At 73.1% G+C, this 16,295-nt stretch carries 16 protein-coding genes; 9 read left to right on the plus strand and 7 right to left on the minus strand.

Going from position 1 to position 16,295, the window contains the following annotated elements; genetic code table 11:
• Positions 1 to 74 precede the first annotated feature (74 nt).
• Both boxC and boxB read left to right on the plus strand, forming a co-directional pair.
• Entirely contained in the window at positions 75 to 1,766 is a 1,692-nt protein-coding gene (gene boxC / locus ACU436_RS31500; protein ID WP_459030643.1) for a 2,3-epoxybenzoyl-CoA dihydrolase, read from the plus strand.
• Positions 1,767 to 1,844: 78 nt separating this feature from the next.
• Entirely contained in the window at positions 1,845 to 3,257 is a 1,413-nt protein-coding gene (gene boxB / locus ACU436_RS31505; protein ID WP_459030644.1) for a benzoyl-CoA 2,3-epoxidase subunit BoxB, read from the plus strand.
• Positions 3,258 to 3,261: 4 nt separating this feature from the next.
• Here boxB and ACU436_RS31510 read toward each other — a convergent pair whose 3' ends face one another.
• Positions 3,262 to 4,170, minus strand: coding sequence for an AraC family transcriptional regulator (locus ACU436_RS31510; protein ID WP_459030645.1), 909 nt, complete (start codon positions 4,168 to 4,170; stop codon positions 3,262 to 3,264).
• Between the two features lie 73 nt (positions 4,171 to 4,243).
• Here ACU436_RS31510 and ACU436_RS31515 point away from each other — a divergent pair, with 73 nt between their 5' ends.
• On the plus strand, positions 4,244 to 5,248 hold the full coding sequence (locus tag ACU436_RS31515; RefSeq protein WP_459030646.1) for an SDR family NAD(P)-dependent oxidoreductase: 1,005 nt from the start codon (positions 4,244 to 4,246) through the stop codon (positions 5,246 to 5,248).
• Between the two features lie 7 nt (positions 5,249 to 5,255).
• Here ACU436_RS31515 and ACU436_RS31520 read toward each other — a convergent pair whose 3' ends face one another.
• Entirely contained in the window at positions 5,256 to 6,305 is a 1,050-nt protein-coding gene (locus ACU436_RS31520) for a D-2-hydroxyacid dehydrogenase (RefSeq protein WP_459030647.1), read from the minus strand.
• 89 nt (positions 6,306 to 6,394) lie between these two features.
• On the opposite strand from ACU436_RS31520, the gene ACU436_RS31525 reads away from it, so the two are divergent.
• Positions 6,395 to 7,243, plus strand: coding sequence for a helix-turn-helix transcriptional regulator (locus tag ACU436_RS31525; protein WP_459030648.1), 849 nt, complete (start codon positions 6,395 to 6,397; stop codon positions 7,241 to 7,243).
• Between the two features lie 6 nt (positions 7,244 to 7,249).
• Here the strand turns inward: ACU436_RS31525 and ACU436_RS31530 are convergent, their stop codons facing one another.
• A complete protein-coding gene (locus tag ACU436_RS31530; protein WP_459030649.1) occupies positions 7,250 to 7,879 on the minus strand; it encodes a DUF1707 SHOCT-like domain-containing protein in 630 nt (209 codons plus the stop codon).
• A 15-nt stretch (positions 7,880 to 7,894) separates the two neighbouring features.
• Entirely contained in the window at positions 7,895 to 9,106 is a 1,212-nt protein-coding gene (locus ACU436_RS31535) for an FAD-dependent oxidoreductase (protein ID WP_459030650.1), read from the minus strand.
• Between the two features lie 81 nt (positions 9,107 to 9,187).
• On the opposite strand from ACU436_RS31535, the gene ACU436_RS31540 reads away from it, so the two are divergent.
• The 4 genes from ACU436_RS31540 (at position 9,188) to ACU436_RS31555 (ending at position 11,798) form a co-directional block, all read left to right on the plus strand.
• Positions 9,188 to 9,679, plus strand: coding sequence for a MarR family transcriptional regulator (locus ACU436_RS31540; RefSeq protein ID WP_459030651.1), 492 nt, complete (start codon positions 9,188 to 9,190; stop codon positions 9,677 to 9,679).
• 180 nt (positions 9,680 to 9,859) lie between these two features.
• On the plus strand, positions 9,860 to 10,267 hold the full coding sequence (locus ACU436_RS31545; RefSeq protein WP_459030652.1) for a DUF3224 domain-containing protein: 408 nt from the start codon (positions 9,860 to 9,862) through the stop codon (positions 10,265 to 10,267).
• 65 nt (positions 10,268 to 10,332) lie between these two features.
• Positions 10,333 to 10,938, plus strand: a complete 606-nt coding sequence (locus tag ACU436_RS31550; RefSeq protein ID WP_459030653.1) for a class I SAM-dependent methyltransferase — start codon at positions 10,333 to 10,335, stop codon at positions 10,936 to 10,938.
• A complete protein-coding gene (locus tag ACU436_RS31555; protein ID WP_459030654.1) occupies positions 10,935 to 11,798 on the plus strand; it encodes an MOSC domain-containing protein in 864 nt (287 codons plus the stop codon). The genes ACU436_RS31550 and ACU436_RS31555 overlap by 4 nt, the downstream gene beginning before the upstream one ends.
• Positions 11,799 to 11,880: 82 nt before the next feature.
• Here the strand turns inward: ACU436_RS31555 and ACU436_RS31560 are convergent, their stop codons facing one another.
• Positions 11,881 to 12,447 (minus strand): hypothetical protein, encoded by a 567-nt coding sequence (locus ACU436_RS31560; protein ID WP_459030655.1) that lies wholly within the window; start codon positions 12,445 to 12,447, stop codon positions 11,881 to 11,883.
• A gap of 125 nt (positions 12,448 to 12,572) precedes the next feature.
• Here ACU436_RS31560 and ACU436_RS31565 point away from each other — a divergent pair, with 125 nt between their 5' ends.
• Positions 12,573 to 13,736 (plus strand): sensor histidine kinase, encoded by a 1,164-nt coding sequence (locus tag ACU436_RS31565; RefSeq protein ID WP_459030656.1) that lies wholly within the window; start codon positions 12,573 to 12,575, stop codon positions 13,734 to 13,736.
• Between the two features lie 724 nt (positions 13,737 to 14,460).
• On the opposite strand, the gene ACU436_RS31570 is transcribed toward ACU436_RS31565, so the two are convergent.
• Positions 14,461 to 14,925 carry a hypothetical protein gene (locus ACU436_RS31570; protein WP_459030657.1) on the minus strand — a complete coding sequence of 155 codons (465 nt, stop codon included), beginning with the start codon at positions 14,923 to 14,925 and terminating at the stop codon, positions 14,461 to 14,463.
• 49 nt (positions 14,926 to 14,974) lie between these two features.
• Positions 14,975 to 16,183, minus strand: coding sequence for a glycoside hydrolase family 10 protein (locus ACU436_RS31575; protein WP_459030658.1), 1,209 nt, complete (start codon positions 16,181 to 16,183; stop codon positions 14,975 to 14,977).
• Positions 16,184 to 16,295 lie beyond the last annotated feature (112 nt).

Here is a 16,295-nt window from a genome sequence, read left to right on the forward strand (position 1 = left end):
GTTCTACATCGCATTGCCGGATCGACGCTTAGATGTAGAATGAAATCCAGTCCGCCTCGGGAGGTCCGTCGCCCATGACGAGCAACGCAGAGCCCGCGACCGAACCGCAGGTCTCCTTCGACACCGACCCGTCGAGCTACCGGCACTGGCAGCTCGACGTCCAGGGGGAGGTGGCGTACCTGCGGCTCGACGTCGCCGAGGACGGCGGGCTGGTGCCGGGCTACGAGCTGAAGATGAACAGCTACGACCTCGGCGTCGACATCGAGCTGCACGACGCCGTGCAGCGGCTGCGCTTCTCGCACCCGCAGGTGCGGGCCGTGGTGCTCACGAGCGCGCGGGACCGCAACTTCTGCGCCGGCGCGAACATCCGGATGCTGGCCCAGAGCAGCCACCCGTGGAAGGTGAACTTCTGCAAGTTCACCAACGAGACCCGGGGCGAGATCGAGGACGCCACCGCGCACTCGGGCCAGACCTGGATCGCGGCCGTCAACGGCACGGCGGCGGGCGGCGGCTACGAGATGGCGCTCGCCTGCGAGCGGATCCTGCTGATCGACGACAACTCCTCCGCGGTCGCGCTGCCGGAGGTCCCGCTGCTCGGGGTGCTGCCCGGCACCGGCGGCCTCACGCGCGTCACCGACAAGCGCAGGGTGCGCAAGGACCGTGCCGACGTCTTCGCCACCCGCTCGGAGGGCATCCGCGGCAAGCAGGCCGTCGAGTGGCGGCTGGTGGACGAGGTGATCCCCAAGCGGAAGTGGGACGAGACCGTGGCCGAGCGCGCCGCCGAGGCCGCGGCCCACTCCGACCGACCGGCGGACGCCGAGGGCGTCGAGCTTCCCCCGCTGCAGCGCGAGGAGTCCGCGGACGGCATCCGGTACCAGCACGTCGAGGCGCGCTACGACCGGGCGGCCGGCCTCGTCGAGATCACCGTGCACGGGCCGGAGGGCGACGTGCCCGACACCGTCGAACGCGTCCACGAGCTGGGTGCGGCGTTCTGGCCGCTCGCCATGACCCGCGAGCTGGACGACCTGGTCCTGCGGCTGCGCGCCAACGAGCGGGAGCTCGGCACGTGGCTGATCCGCACCGAGGGCGACGTCGAGGACGCATTGGCGTTCGAGCGCGTGATCGCCGAACATTCGCGGGACGACTGGCTGGTCAACGAGATCCGGCACTACTTCAAGCGGGTGCTCAAGCGGCTCGACGTCACGTCCCGCTCGCTGATCGCGCTGATCGAGCCGGGTTCGTGCTTCGCCGGGGCGCTGCTGGAGCTGGCGCTGGCCTGCGACCGGCAGTACATGCTCGACGGGTTCCTCGAGGAGGACTCGCAGGAAGGGGAGCCGGCCCAGATCGTGCTCTCCGAGAGCAACTTCGGCACCTTCCCCATGGGCAACGGCCTCTCCCGGCTCGCGAGCCGCTTCTACGGGGACGACGACCACGTGGCGAAGCTGCGCCAGGAGGCGGGGCGGCGCATCGATGCGGCCGAGGCGCTGGAGCTGGGGCTCGTCACCGACGCCCCCGACGACATCGACTGGGACGACGAGATCCGGATCATGCTGGAGGAGCGGGCGTCGCTGTCCCCGGACGCGCTCACCGGCATGGAGGCCAACCACCGGTTCGTCGGCCCGGAGACCATGGAGACGCGGATCTTCGCGCGCCTCTCCGCGTGGCAGAACTGGATCTTCGTACGACCGAACGCGGCAGGCCCCGAGGGTGCGCTGCGCCGGTACGGCACGGGCCGCAGGGCCGACTTCGACCGCAGGCGGGTGTGAGCACGTGAGCGAGCTTGCGCGCGAACCATCGACACAGCGATTCCGCGAATCGCCGACCGAGCGAAGCGAGGGAGAGCGATGAGCATCGACTACAGCGAGAAGATCCCGAACAACGTCGACCTGGCGGGCGACCGCAAGCTGCAGCGCGCGCTCGAGTCGTGGCAGCCCAACTTCCTCACCTGGTGGAAGACCATGGGCCCGGCCGTGCCCACCGAGGACGTCTACCTGCGCACGGCCGTCGCCGTCGGCCGCGAGGGCTGGGCGCACTTCGACCACGTCCCGATGGACGAGTACCGCTGGGGTGTGTTCCTCGCCGAGCGCAACACCGACCGCCGCATCGCCTTCGGTGAGCTGAAGGGCGAGCCGGTGTGGCAGCAGGTGCCCGGCGAGTACCGCGCCGACCTGCAGCGGCTCATCGTCATCCAGGGCGACACCGAGCCGGCGTCGGTGGAGCAGCAGCGCCGCCTCGGTGAGAGCGCCCCCTCGCTCTACGACCTGCGCAACCTCTTCCAGGTCAACGTGGAGGAGGGCCGCCACCTGTGGGCGATGGTGTACCTGCTGCACGCCTACTTCGGCCGCGCCGGGCGCGAGGAGGCCGCGGCGCTGCTGCAGCGCAACTCCGGCGACATCGACTCCCCGCGCATCCTCGGCGCGTTCAACGAGGAGACGCCGGACTGGCTGTCGTTCTTCATGTTCACCTACTTCACCGACCGGGACGGCAAGTACCAGCTCGGCACGCTGAAGGAGTCGGCGTTCGACCCCTTGAGCCGGACCTGCGAGTTCATGCTCAAGGAGGAGGCGCACCACATGTTCGTCGGCACCACGGGTGTCGACCGGGTGGTGGCGCGCACCGCCGAACTGATGCGCGAGCACGACACCGAGGACATCGCCCCGCGCGGCGGGATCCCGCTCGACGTGATCCAGAAGTACATCAACTTCCACTACTCGGTGTCGCTCGACCTGTTCGGCTCCGAGCGCTCCACCAACGCCGCCAACTACTTCACGGCCGGGCTCAAGGGCCGCTGGCAGGAGGAGCGGCGCAAGGACGACCACGTCCTCACCGAGGACGCGGCCCACATCGACGCGGTGCGGGACGGCGAGATCACCACCGATGAGATCTCGGCCCTGCTCGCGCTCAACCACGACCTGCGCCGCGAGTACATCGCCGACTGCGAGACCGGGCTCAAGCGCTGGAACCGGGTTCTCGAGAAGGGCGGCGTCTCCCAGCGCCTCGCGCTGCCCCATTCGGGCTTCAACCGCGAGGTCGGCGTGTTCGGCGACCACCACGTCACGCCCAAGGGCGACCTCGTCGGCGAGGACGTGTGGGAGGCCAACCGGGACCGCTGGCTGCCCAGCGAGGCCGACAAGACCCACGTCCGGTCGCTGATGCGGCCGGTCTACGAGCCGGGCAAGATCGCCGGCTGGATCGCGCCGCCGTCGAAGGGCATCAACGACAAGCCCGTCGACTACGAGTACGTGCACTTCCCCTGACGGGTCAGGCACGCTCCCGGTGCCGGTAGCGCAGCGGTGACTCGCCGACCTCCCGTTTGAACGCGGTGCTGAACGCGCTGTCCGACGCGTAGCCCAGCTCGGCCGCCAGCGAGCCGACCCGGACGTCACCGTCCCGGAGGGCGCGCTGCGCCAGCAGCATCCGCCAGCGGTTGAGGTAGGTCAGCGCCGGTACCCCGGCGACGGTCCGGAAGCGTTCGGCGAACGACGTCCGTGACATCGCCGCGGCCCGCGCCAGCTCCTCCAGCCGCCACGGCCTTCCGGGTTCGGCGTGCATGAGCCCGAGAGCCGGACGCAGTCGTTCGTCGGTCAGCGCCCGGAGCCATCCCGGGGGCAGGTCGGTCTGGTGGACGTAGGCGCGCAGCACCTCGAGCAGGAGGAGCTGGCCGTACTGCCGGATCGCGAAGGCCGAGCCCACCCGGTTGCCGGTGGCCTCCTCGAACAGGCGGTCGAGGGCGTCGCGCAGGCCCGTCGCGCCGGCCGCGGCCCGGACGTGCCCGACGGGCGGGAGCGCCTGGAGCAGCAGGGCCCGGGCGGCCGGGTTGATGTCGACCGCGGCACCGATGACGACGTCGTCGCTGCCCCGGTCGGCGCCGGCGAGGTGGGTGAAGCTCTCCTCCGGCACGATCTCCCGGCGGAGCCCGCCGCCCGCGCCACCCTCGAGGGACAGCCACGACCGGTTGTTCAGGATCGCGACGTCGCCCCCCTCGAGCTCGACCGGGTCGTCGACACCGTCGACGGCCAGCCGAACCCGGCCGCATACCAGCGCGATGAGCTTCAGCGGGTCCTGGAGGGGGGAACGCGCCACCCACGGGCCCCGCACCGCGAAGCCGCCCGACACCAGGCCGCGGACCTGGACCAGGTCGAGCATCTCGGACAGTTGATCGCCGACCACGTTCGTACTCTCGCGCAAGAAAATCGGATCGTCAATCATTCAGAGTACGGACCGGCCCGCGCACAGTGGTGGCATGACACAGAAGCAGCACCTGATCGGAACCGGGTTCACCGCAGCATCGACGGCCGACGAGGTCCTCGAGGGCATCGACCTGGCCGGCACGAACGCCGTCGTCACCGGCGGCCACACCGGGCTCGGCCTGGAGACCACCCGCGCGCTCAGCAGGGCGGGCGCAACCGTCACCGTGGGCGCGCGCAACCCCGACCGCGCCGCCCCCGCGCTGGCCGGGATCGAGCGCGTCGAGGTCGACCGGCTGGACCTCCTCGACCCGCCCTCGATCGACGCCTTCGCCGCCCGCTACCTCGGCTCCGGCCGCCCGCTCCACATCCTGGTCAACAACGCCGGCATCATGGCCGGCCCGCTGTTCCGGGACGCCCGCGGCTACGAGTCGCAGTTCGCGACCAACCACCTCGGCCACTTCCAGCTGACCCTCGCCCTGCTGCCCGCGCTCCGGGCCGCCCACGGCGCCCGGGTCGTCAACGTGACGTCCGGCGGACACCGGCTCTCCGACATCCGCTGGGACGACCCGCACTTCACCACCGCGTACGACCCCCTGCTCGCCTACGGCCAGTCCAAGACCGCCAACGTGCTGTTCGCCGTCGAGCTGGACCGCCGTTGGGCCGCGGACGGGATCCACGGCTACGCCGTGCACCCGGGCATCGTCGTCACCACCGGCCTGGGACCGTCGCGGGCCGAGGACGGACCCGCCGCGACCGAGGACGAGCAGCGCGCCATGGGCCTGATCGACGACTCCGGCCGGCCGGTCATCGCCCCCGAACGGGAGCTGAAGACGCCGCAGCAGGGCGCCAGCACCAGCGTGTTCGCGGCGACCAGCCCGATGCTCGCCGACCTCGGCGGCGTCTACCTCAAGGACAACGAGATCTCACCGCTGGACACCCCGAGGCCCATCGCCTTCGGGGTCGACCAGGACATCCCGTCCGACGTCGTGCCGCACGCCGTCGACCCCGAGTCGGCCCGGCGGCTCTGGGAGCTGAGCGAGCGGATGCTCGAAGCGTGACGGCCGGTCAGTAGAACTCGACCGTGTCCACCACGTTGCGCAGCGGGCGGCCGTCGAGCAGCCGGCCGGCGTTGTCGGCGAAGAGCTCGGCGATCCGCCGCCCCTCCGCGGGCGTGAGGGCGGCGTTGTGCGGGCTGATCAGCACGTTCGGCAGGTCCCACAGCGGGCTCGCCGGGTCGAGGGGTTCGGCGGTGAACACGTCGAGGGCGGCGAAGCCGATCCGCCCGTCCCGCAGCGCCTTCACCAGCGCGTCCTCGTCGATCACGGCACCGCGCCCGACGTTGACGAGCGTGGTGCCCGGCCGGACCGCGGCCAGCACGTCGGCGCTCACCAGCCGCTCGGTGGCGGTGGTGCGGGGCAGCGTCACGACGATGCCGTCCACCCGTCCCACCGCCGCGGCGAGCTCGGAGGGGTGCACCAGCTCGGTGACCCCCTCGACCGGCTCGCCGCGCCTGCTCGTGCCGATCACGCGGGTGCCGAGCGCCGCCAGCAACCTCGCCACCTCGCGCCCGATCCCACCGAGCCCGACGACCAGCACCGTCTGCTCCCGCAGCTGCCCCATCAACCATCGGTGCGGCCACTCGTGCCGGTCGGCGTCGGCCCGCAGCCGGGGCAGGTTCTTGGCCCCGGCGAGCAGCCCGAACAGGGCGAACTCAGCGAGCGGACCGCCGTGCACCCCGGCCGAGGTGGTGAACGTGACGCGCTCGAGCTGCTCGGCGGACAGGCCCGCGGCCTTCACCAGCGCGCCGCCACCGGCCGCCATCGTGTGCACCCAGCGCAGCCCGGGGTTGGTCTCGACGGCCCGCTGCAGCGCCGCCGCGTCCTCGCCGGGCACGCCGTAGAGCGCGTCGGCCCCGGCGATGATCTCCGCGAACCGCCGCTCCTGCTCGGGGGTGCGGCTGAACGAGGGAACACCGTGGTGGTCGGCCGGGTACCGCGGGGGCGGCAGCAGCTCGAGCTCGCAGACGAGCTCCACCCGCGGCTCGAGCCGCGGGACGAGCGCGCACAACTCCGCGCTGAACGGCGTCACCACAGCAACTCGCAGCCGATCACCCATCGACCCAGCATCTCAGTCGCCCGACTCCCGCCCAGCAGGGGACGATCCGTACCAGGATGCCCGCCCGGTCGCGCGGCATCCTGGGAGGCGTGGACCGCACCGAGCTCGGGATCGCGTTGCGCACGTGGCGGGAGCGACTGCGTCCCGCCGACGTCGGGCTGCCGGCCGGCGTGCGGCGGCGCACCCCCGGCCTCCGACGCGAGGAGGTGGCCGGCCTCGCCGGGATGTCGGTGGACTACCTGACCCGCGTGGAGCAGGGCCGCGGCCCGCGCCCGTCGGAGGCCGTGCTCAGCGGCCTCACCAGGGCATTGCGGCTCACCGACGCCGAGCGCGCCCACCTGTTCGACCTCGCCGGGGTGGCGCCGCCCGCCCCCGGTCGCATCCGCAGCGCGGTGCGGCCCAGCGTGCAGCGGCTGATGGACCGGTTCACCGACCTCCCGGCCCTCCTGCTCGACGCGAAGTGCGACGTGCTGGCCTGGAACCCGCTCGCGGCCGCACTGCTCGGCGACATGTCGGCGCTGCCGCCGACACGGCGCAACGTCGTGTGGCAGGCGTTCCTCGGCGACGCGGGCCGGGTGGAGGCGGAAGGCGAGGAGCGCGAGCGGCTCGACCGCGCGGTCGTGTCGGACCTGCGCCGGACGGCCGCCCGCTACCCGGACGACCCGGGCCTCGCCCGGCTGATCGCCGAGCTGCGCGCGGGGAGCGACCGGTTCGCACGCCTCTGGACGCTCCGCGAGCTCGACGAGCGCCACGGCGACACCAAACGGATCCGCCACCCCGAGCTCGGCGTGCTCGAGCTGGACTGCAACGTGCTGCACGTCCAGGGCGACGACCAGGTGCTGCTGGTCTACTCGGCGGCGCCGGGGAGCCGGGAGGCCGAGGCGCTCGCGCTGCTCGGCGTGGTGGGCCTGCAGGAGGTCACCAGCCCGGCCGGGTAGCGGCGATCAGTCGTCGTCATCGTCGTCGTCATCGGGTTCCGGCTCGCCCGGGCGCAGGATGTCGACGCTGCCGAACGCGCCGGTGGCGTCCACCACCACCTCCTGGCCGGTGCCGGTACAGGCCAGCGCGCAGTCGGTGCTGCCGAACACCACCGCTCCGGTGGGCCGCGCGCGCATCCCGTCCGGGACGATGACGTCGACGCTGCCGAAGAGCATCCCCACCTCGACCCGCTCCTGGCCCGGCGCGACGGTGATCTGCCGGTTGCCGAAGATCGCCGCCCCGTCGTCGGCCGTGACGACGTGCGATCCGATGAAGATCAGCGCGCCGATCGCCGCGATGCCGACGAGGCTCCCGCCGATCCGCTGCCCGAAGCTCTTGGCCGGCGGAGCCGGGGCGCTCTCCGGGGCCACCACCGCAACGGTGGGTTCGTCATCGGGGTTCGGCCGGTACGGCGGCAGGTCACGGACCAGCACGTCGAGGTCGCTCTGGGTGCGCGCCGCCCAGCACTGCGCGGCGCGCTCGTCGTACTCGGAGAGGGTGAGCACGCCGTCGGCGTGCGCCTGCTGCAGGTGGGCATCGAGGGCGCGGCGTTCGCGGTCGCCGATGCGCACCTCGGGCCGAGGCGGTTCGTCCACGTACCCATAGTGCCGTTACCCGTGGGCGGCTCCCGCAGTGGTCGCGACCGGGGTGTCCCAGTCGATGTGGTGCCCGTGCAACCAGGCGGCCGCCTCCGCCCCCTGCCTGCGCAGGAAGATCGGCAGCAGCGCGTCGCGCAGGACCCGTGCCACCGGCCCGGCCGCCTTCGCGGTGCTCGACCGCGCGCCGTTCGCCACCACCCGCTCCACCCGCGCCCGGCGCAGCCGCTCGTACGCGGCGAAGGCGGCATCGGAGCCGGGCAGGTCGCGCAGGCACCGGCCGAGCTCGACCGCGTCCTCGATCGCCATCGACGCACCTTGCCCGGACGCGGGCGACGTCGCGTGGGCGGCGTCGCCGATCACGACCATGCCGTCGCGGTGCCACCGCCGCACCGTCGGCAGGTCGTACGTGGCCCAGCCCTGCAGCTCCCCCGGCGTCGCGTCGATGATCGCGCAGGCCGGCATGCGGTCGCCGGCGAAGAGCTCGCGCAGCCGGGCCCGCCAGTGCTCGGTGGTGAGCGCGGCGAGCTCCCCCGGCGCGGGCTCGGTGCGCTGCGGCGGGTTCGCGAACCACCAGACCTGCCCGTCCGGGGCCACGGCGTAGCCGAAGAACGCGCGCTTCCCGAACACCATCTCGTACTCGCCGGGCGCCGCGTCGACGGAGATCGAGTCGGCGTACCCGCCGATGTTGAGCACCGGCACGTGCCGCGCGGGCACCGCGTGCGGGTCGATGGCCTCGCGGACCCGGGACCGGATCCCGTCGGCGCCGACCAGGACGTCGGCCGTGGCGGTGGTGCCGTCCGCGAACTCGGCGCGAACGCCGCCGGGCACGGGCCGCACGTCGACGAGCCTGCGTCCGTGCTCGATCGCGACGCCGTGGCGACGGGCCTCGTCCCGCAGCGCGCGGTAGAGGTCGCTGCGCCGCAGCGTGACGCCGACCGTGCCGTCGGGCAGGGCCGCGCCGGTGCTCACCTCGCCGAGCAGCTTGCCGGTGCCGCTGCGGAATCGCATGCGCGGCGTGGCGAAACCGACTCCGTCCACGACGTGGCCCACGCCCAGCGCGCGCAGCGCGGCGACGCCGTTGACCTGCAGTGTGAGGAACGCACCCACGTCGTCGGCCGGGCCCTCGTGGGCCTCGTACACGGTGGTGGTGATGCCCGCCCGCTGCAGCGCGACGGCCGCCACCGGCCCCGCGATCCCCGCTCCGATCACCAGCGCCGTCCGCATGACCTACCCTTCCCTCGCACCACCAAATATCTCGCGTTTACAAGTATCTTGGCAACGCGAGATAAATGTCAAGGAGGTCCCGTGGCCGCCGACGAGCTGCGCGCCGCCATCCAGCGCTCGACGCTGCGCTTCATCGCGAGCGTGGTGCTGCACAACCACGCCGTGGCCCAGCGGGTGGGGCTCGGGGCGAGCGACTCGCAGCTGATCTCGCTGCTCGGCCTGCACGGCCCGCTCACCCCCGGCCGGCTCGCGGAGCTGACCGGCCTCACCACCGGCACCGTGACGGGCGTGATCGACCGCCTCGAACGAGGCGGGTTCGTGCGCCGCGAACGGGACACGACGGACCGGCGGAAGGTGCTCGTGCTGCCGGAGCCCGAGGCGATGGCGGCGCTCGGTGAGCACTACCGCCACCACGGCGAGCACCTGGACGCCGTGCTCGGCCGCCGGGACGACGCTCAGCTGCGCGTGATCGCCGACTTCCTCGCGGACCTGACGGACGCCGGGGCCGCGGTGTCGCCGCCGCCGTCGGAGGGCGGGCGCGGGAGCGGGACGGCGAGCAGCAGCGGAAGCTGACCCGGGGCGGGGCGGTTGGGGCGACGCACGTGGCCCACCACCCACCCGGTGCGCCGGGGATGCCCGTGCACGAACGACACACCCACCACCTCCGGAACCGAGTTCACCACGGGGGTCCGACATTCCTGCGGGCTCCCCGCGCGGATCGACGAACCCCGGCGGTTCGCTAACGTCCAGCCCGTGCACGCAGCCGGAACCTTCGCCGTCGCCTCGTTCGCCCCCACGTCGGTGGTCCCCGAACCCGCCGTGGTCACCGCACTCCCGGTGGGCGTCTCCACCATGGAGAAGTCCTACGACGGCGAGGTGACCGGGCGATCGGCCACCCTGTTCACCGCCGCGTTCGACCAGGAGAGCGGGGTCGGCACGTACGTCGCCATGGAGTCGTTCGAGGGAGCGCTGGGTGGCCGGACGGGTTCGTTCAACTACGTCCACTCGGCCAGCACCACGGGCGCCGACCGCGGCGGCGAGTACTTCGCCATCGTCCCGGGCAGCGGCACCGGCGAGCTCGCCGGCATCTCCGGCGGCGGTGGCATGACCGTCGACGGTGACGGCACCCACCGCGTCTGGTTCGACTACGAGCTGGGCTGAGCTGGTCGAACGGGCAGTGGCCGGGTATCGCGCAGCAAGCCCGGCGCCCTCGGCGCGCTCCTAAGATGGCCGGGGTGCCCGTTCCCGCTCTGTTCGACGCAGCCGCCGACACCTACGACGAGGACCCGCACCACCTCGCCATCGCCCGGCGGCTGGTGGCCGGCCTACGCCCGGTGCCGGAGCCGGGGCTGGTCGTCGACGTCGCAACCGGCACCGGGTTCGCCGCCCTCGCCGCGCTCGAGGCGCTCGCCCCGCGGCGCGTGCTGGCGATCGACATCTCGCCGCGGATGATCGAGAAGGCCGCGGCGAAGACGGCCGCCGACGGGCGGGTCGAGTGGCGGGTCGCGCCCGCGGTGCCGCTCGACGTGCCGGACGGATCGGCGGACGTGGTGCTCTGCGCGTCCGCGCTGCACCTCGTCGGGGCCGGCGCACCGCCCGAGTGGCGGCGGGTGCTGCGACCGGGCGGGCAGGCAGCGTTCAGCATCCCGGTGGCCGCCGACTTCCACCCCTCCCCCGCGTTCGCCGCGACGCTGCCCGCCGACCTCGCCGTACCGGCCGACGAGGCGGGCGCCGCACGCATCGCCGGTGCTGCGGGGTTCGGGTCCGTGCGGGTGGCGACCACGGCGCCGCCGCGCCGGTCGTTCCTGGTGTTCGCGGAGGTGCCGCGGTGAACGCCCGCGTGGTCGCGCTGCACACCTACCCGGTCAAGGGCTGTGCCGGGGTCACGCTGACCAGCACGTTCCTCACGCCGGCCGGGCTCGCCCACGACCGGACGTTCATGGTCGTGAACGACGAGGGCGGGTTCCGCAGCCAGCGCAGGGACCCGCTGCTCGCGACGATCCGGCCGGAGGTCGTCGACGACGGCCAGGAGCTGGTGCTGCACGCCCCGGGCACCGAGGCCGTGCGGGTCGCGGTGGACCTCGACGGCCCCCGGCGGCCCGTCGAGATGTTCGACCGGCCGTACCGGGGCATCGACCAGGGCGCGGCCGTCGCGGGCTGGCTCACGCGCGTGCTCGGCGCGCCGAGCCGGCTCGTGCGGGTGCCACCGGAGCACGACCGCGTCACCGACGGCGAGACGCCCGGCCGGGCCGGCTTCGCCGACAGCGGTGCCCTGCTGCTCACGAGCCGCGCGTCCTGGGCCGAGCTGGACCGGCGGATCGCCGGGCGCGGTGCTTCCGGGGGACGGAAGCCGGCGGGGCGGGTAAAGGGAGTGGCCATGGAGCGGTTCCGTCCCAACGTCGTGGTGGACGGGTGGACGGATCCGCACGTCGAGGACCGGGTCCGCGAGATGTCGGTCGGCGACGCCGAGCTCGCGTTCGCCAAGCTGGCGATCCGGTGCGCGGTCACCCTGGTCGACCAGGACACCGGGAAGCGGGTCGGACCGGAGCCGCTGCGCACCCTCGCGGACTACCGCCGCGTCGACACGGGCGTCGCGTTCGGCGCCAAGTTCTCGGTGCTCCGGCCGGGGCGGTTGATCGTCGGTGACGAGCTCGTCGTACGTCGCTGGGCGGACGAGACGGTCAGCGCGTAGGGGGCGCTGGGGCCCTGAAGGTAGCGAGCGGCACACCGGTGCGGACACGGAGCCGAAGGCGCCGATTGCAGCAAAGCCACTTTCATGCAGCGTCGTTGCGTGAAAGTGGCTTTGCTGCAATGGGGGAGCGCGCCTGGGCGCGGACGCGACCCCACGGCTTGTAGACCGACAGCACGGTGGCGGCCACCAGCGACGCGCCCGAGACGAGCGGCGGGAACATCATGCTCGACAGGTCGACGCCGACGGGGATGCCTGCCGCGAGCTGCCGCCCCGCCTCGGCCGCCTCGTCCATCCCGGGGCCCAGCAGCACGACGACCAGCGACGTCAACGCGATGTTCAGGCCCAGCTTCGCCAGCACCCACCAGTGGCGCACCAGCCCGTGATGGGTGCCCGCGCCGAGGACGACGCCGGTGGCGAGGCTGGTCAGGCCGCTCACCAGGATCGGCCAGAACAGCAGCGGCATCGCCTGGTAGCAGAGGGCGGCGACGGCGGTGTCGGACGTGAGCAGCGGGGTGAAGACCAGCACGCCGAGCATCACGTCGAGCCCGATCCAGGCGCCCGCGGCGACGATGTGGGCGACCAGCACGCCCTTGCGGACGCGCGGCCGCATCCGCCACCGGGTCCGCGTCCTGGCCTGCGTCGTCGACATGGGCCCATCGTGGCGGGTCCGGCCGCGGTGCGCGTCCGGGCGGGGACGGCCGCGGGCGTGCGCCCGCCGGGGTAGCGCCGCGGGCGCCGGTACCCCGTCCGGCGTACCTGTCATACCGTGACGGCATGCGTGGAGCGGTTCGGAACGGCTGGTGGGCCGGCCCGCTCCGCACGGTCGTCCTGCCGCTGGCGGTGGCGGTCTTCACGGTGGTCGGGACGTTCCGCGCGGCCCAGATCCAGCCCTTCGCACGGCCGCTCGACGCCCCGGCGGTCGCCTTGCTCCTGGTCGGCGCCGCGGCCCTCGTGCTGCGCCGGCGGTACCCCGCCGCGGTGCTGGGGGTCGGCGCCGCCGCGGCCTGGGTCTACCTCGCCCTCGGCTATCCCTACGGCCCGGTGTTCCTGGCCGGTCTGGTGGCGATGTGCAGCGCGGTGGTGTCCGGGCACCGGCGCAGCGCCTACGTCGTCACGGGCGTCGCCTTCGCCGGCCTGCTGGTCCTGCACCTCGTCCGCTTCCCCGACCAGCCGTTGCCGCTCTTCGGAGCCGGTGGCTGGCTGTCGTCGCTGGCGATCGTCATCGCGGTGTGCGAGTTGTGGCGCGCGCGGCGGGAGCGGCACGCGCAGGAGCGGCTGGCACGGGAGGAGGCCGAGCGCAGGCGGGGCAGCGAGGAGCGGCTGCACATCGCCCGCGACCTGCACGACTCGCTCGGCCACCACGTCAGCCTGATCAACGTGCAGGCGGGGGTCGCGCTGCACCTCATGGACGACGACCCGGAGCAGGCGAGATCGGCGCTCGCTGCGATCAAGAAGTCCAGCGGGGAGCTGCTGCGCGAGATGCGCGCCACGCTCGGGGTCCTGCGGGGGGTCGACGAGGGCCCACCGCGCGCCCCGGTGGCCGGGCTGGCCCGCCTCGACGACCTGCTCGCGGAGAACCGGTCGGCGGGCCTGCCGGTGGAGTTCGAGGTGGCGGGAGCGGAGCGGGAGCTGCCGCCCAGCGTCGACCAGGCGGCCTACCGGATCGTTCAGGAGTCGCTGACCAACGCCCGCAAGCACGCCGGTCCGGCCCGCGCCCACGTCCGGCTGCGCTACGCCGAGGACGGGCTCACGGTGCAGGTCGACGACGACGGCCGCGCCACCGCCGTTCCCGCCGAACCGGCCGGGGGCAACGGGCTGCCCGGGATGCGGGAGCGCGCCACCGCCCTCGGCGGCACGCTCACGGCCGGTCCGCGCACCGGGGGCGGGTTCCGCGTCGAGGCGCACCTGCCGTCGCCGGGCCGGGTAGGAGCGCCCTGAACAACTCGGGCCTACTGCGCGACGCCCAGGCGGCGCCCTCGCCGCGTTGGTCCCGGGGTGTCGCCGAACCCGGGTGTGGGCTCGGCGCCGGCTGCTCCTGGGGGTGGGGCATCCGGTGGCGCCGCGCATCGTGCGGGGCCGCTCCTCACCTGTCAAGGGCGCTTCGCGTCGCTTCGCGATCGCTGCGCGACCCTTGACAGGTGAGCCTCTGCGGCCCCTCCCGGGCGGATCGCGGGCAGGCCAGAGGCCTGCCCGGTGGGCGCGCGACGCCACCGGAGACCGGTCTCGCGGGCAAGATCACGGCATCGGTGCGGGGGCAGCCGTATGTGGCTGTGGGTGCACCGGTCTGCTGATCAAGCCCGGGCCGCGACGAGCATGATCGGCCGCTTGGTGCGGGAGCAGCCACATGTGGCGGTGGGTGCACCGATGGGCTGATCATGCGCTCGCGGTGGGGGTCTGGGTCGCTGCTTGCGTCGGTGCTGGGTGCCGCGGACCCGGTCGCGGCACCCGCCAGGTGGTCTCGGTCGGTGACCATGGGCAGATGGTCGCTCCCGGAGATCGACTGGCTGCCATCTGCCCTTGATCGACGACAACCGGCCCGGCGCCCCTGATCACTGCTCGGCCGCGTCGGCGACCGAGGGTGTCGGTGCGATCGTCCGTCCGAGGACACCACCTGGACCCGCTCGCTACGGCCGGAGTTGTCCAGGACCCTCCTGCCGAGCGCTCAGCCGGCCGGCGTGAGCGCCGTGATCCACAGGTTCAGCTCGTCGCGCACCGAGCGCAGCTCCGCGACCCAGGGGGCGAGGTCCTCCACGGCGCGCACCGAGCGGACCGCGCCCGGCGCGGCCTTCCGCGGGAACGCGAGCCGCACGGAGACGTGCAGCATCTGGAAGTGCAGCAGTACGAGGTCGGACAGCCGTCGCTCCAGCGAGCCGTCACCTGCCGACGGCGCGAAGTCCAGCGACCAGGTCCACAGCCGCTGGTACTCCGCCGCCACCCGGGCGCCCTCCCGGGCGACCAGCTCCACCGACTCTCCCGGCTCCGCGCACGCCTGCAGCACCGCCTCGGCCCGTTCCTGCAGGAGGATGGCCTGGTCGGCGATGGCGAGGAGGGCGAGCAGGTCGGCGAGAACGCGTTCGGGACGGTCCTGGCTCGCCATCGCGTTCACCCCCATCGTGGTCTGGATCACGAAAATCCTAGTAGCGATGCCGGGGGCGGACGAGTAGTGCTAGCCGGAATCAACCATCACCTGTAGGCGGGCAGGAGTAGTGGTCCGCCTCCACCCTTTCCATGGCCTTCGCCGCGTTCGTGGACAGGGATCGCGCGCTGAAGTAGACGTCGCCGCGCACCTCGGGGTGTTCCCGGTCGAGGTTCAGGTGTGCGCTGAGCTCGCCGTCGTCCCACGCCGGGCTGCTGCCGACCTTGTAGGCCGCCTGACCGATGTAGAGGTCCACCGAGGTGCCGGCGACGACGCCGGCCCACCACGGCACGAGCACGGCGTAGTCCGCGGTGGGATGGCCGATCTCCCAGTAGACCTGCGGGACGATGTAGTCCACCCAGCCCTCGCGCACCCAGGTGTAGCTGTCGGCGTAGGTCGTGTCGTAGGACTGGATGGCGGTGGTCGCCGAGCCGCGTGGGTCCGCGGACTCGTTGCGCCAGATCCCGAACGGGCTGATGCCGAACGCGATGTCCCGGTCCAGCCCGGAGAGCCGGTCGGACACGCCCTTGACCAGCTCGTCCACGTTGTGCCGCCGCCAGTCGGCGACATCGGACGAGCTGTCGCCGTACGCGGAGAACGTGTCGGCGTCCGGGATCCGCTCGCCGTCGACCGGGTACGGGTAGAAGTAGTCGTCGAAGTGCACGCCGTCCACGGGATAGCGCTCCGCCACGTCCAGCACGATGTCGGTCACGAGCTCGCGGACCGCGGGCACGCCGGGGTCGTAGTAGAGCTGGCCGCCGTAGGCGAACACCCAGTCCGGGTGCTCGCGGGCCGGGTGCTCGGGCACCAGCTGCGCCGGGTCGGCCTGCTTGCTCACCCGGAACGGGTTGAACCAGGCGTGGAACTTCAGCCCTCGAGCGTGCGCCTCCTCGACGAGGAAGGCGAGCGGGTCGTAGCCGGGGTCCTTGCCCTGCTCGCCGGTGAGCCAGTGCGACCACGGCTCGTACGGCGAGGGCCACAGCGCGTCCGCGGTCGGCCGCACCTGCACGATGACGGTGTTCAGCCCGTGCCGCTGCACGTCGTCGAGCAACGTGCGGTACTCCCGCTGCTGGTCGGCGACGGACCGGCCCGGCTTGCTGGGCCAGTCGATGTTCCCGACGGTGGCGATCCACACCGCCCGCGTCTCGCCGTCGTCGCAGCTGCCGGGCGGCTCGGCCGGCCCGGCACCCCACAGCCCGAGCGCGAGCACGAGGGCCGCGACGCCCCACTCCGCCACCCGAGCCCGCATGATCGTCAGTATCGGGTGCGCACGGCCGTATCCACTGCCACGAACGCCCGAGAGTCGGCATCTTCGCCCGCGAGGGCTACCTGGTCGTGCGAGACCCGGGGAGCCGGAGTGA

This window comes from Pseudonocardia wallangbongensis, assembly GCF_054486945.1.

Coding starts and splice junctions, on each gene's coding strand:
- boxB (WP_459030644.1), top strand. CDS start 1,845: ATGAGCATCGACTACAGCGAGAAGATCCCGAACAACGTCGACCTGGCG.
- ACU436_RS31515 (WP_459030646.1), top strand. CDS start 4,244: ATGACACAGAAGCAGCACCTGATCGGAACCGGGTTCACCGCAGCATCG.
- boxC (WP_459030643.1), top strand. CDS start 75: ATGACGAGCAACGCAGAGCCCGCGACCGAACCGCAGGTCTCCTTCGAC.
- ACU436_RS31575 (WP_459030658.1), bottom strand. CDS start 16,183: ATGCGGGCTCGGGTGGCGGAGTGGGGCGTCGCGGCCCTCGTGCTCGCG.
- ACU436_RS31550 (WP_459030653.1), top strand. CDS start 10,333: ATGGCCGGGGTGCCCGTTCCCGCTCTGTTCGACGCAGCCGCCGACACC.
- ACU436_RS31560 (WP_459030655.1), bottom strand. CDS start 12,447: ATGTCGACGACGCAGGCCAGGACGCGGACCCGGTGGCGGATGCGGCCG.
- ACU436_RS31535 (WP_459030650.1), bottom strand. CDS start 9,106: ATGCGGACGGCGCTGGTGATCGGAGCGGGGATCGCGGGGCCGGTGGCG.
- ACU436_RS31520 (WP_459030647.1), bottom strand. CDS start 6,305: ATGGGTGATCGGCTGCGAGTTGCTGTGGTGACGCCGTTCAGCGCGGAG.
- ACU436_RS31565 (WP_459030656.1), top strand. CDS start 12,573: ATGCGTGGAGCGGTTCGGAACGGCTGGTGGGCCGGCCCGCTCCGCACG.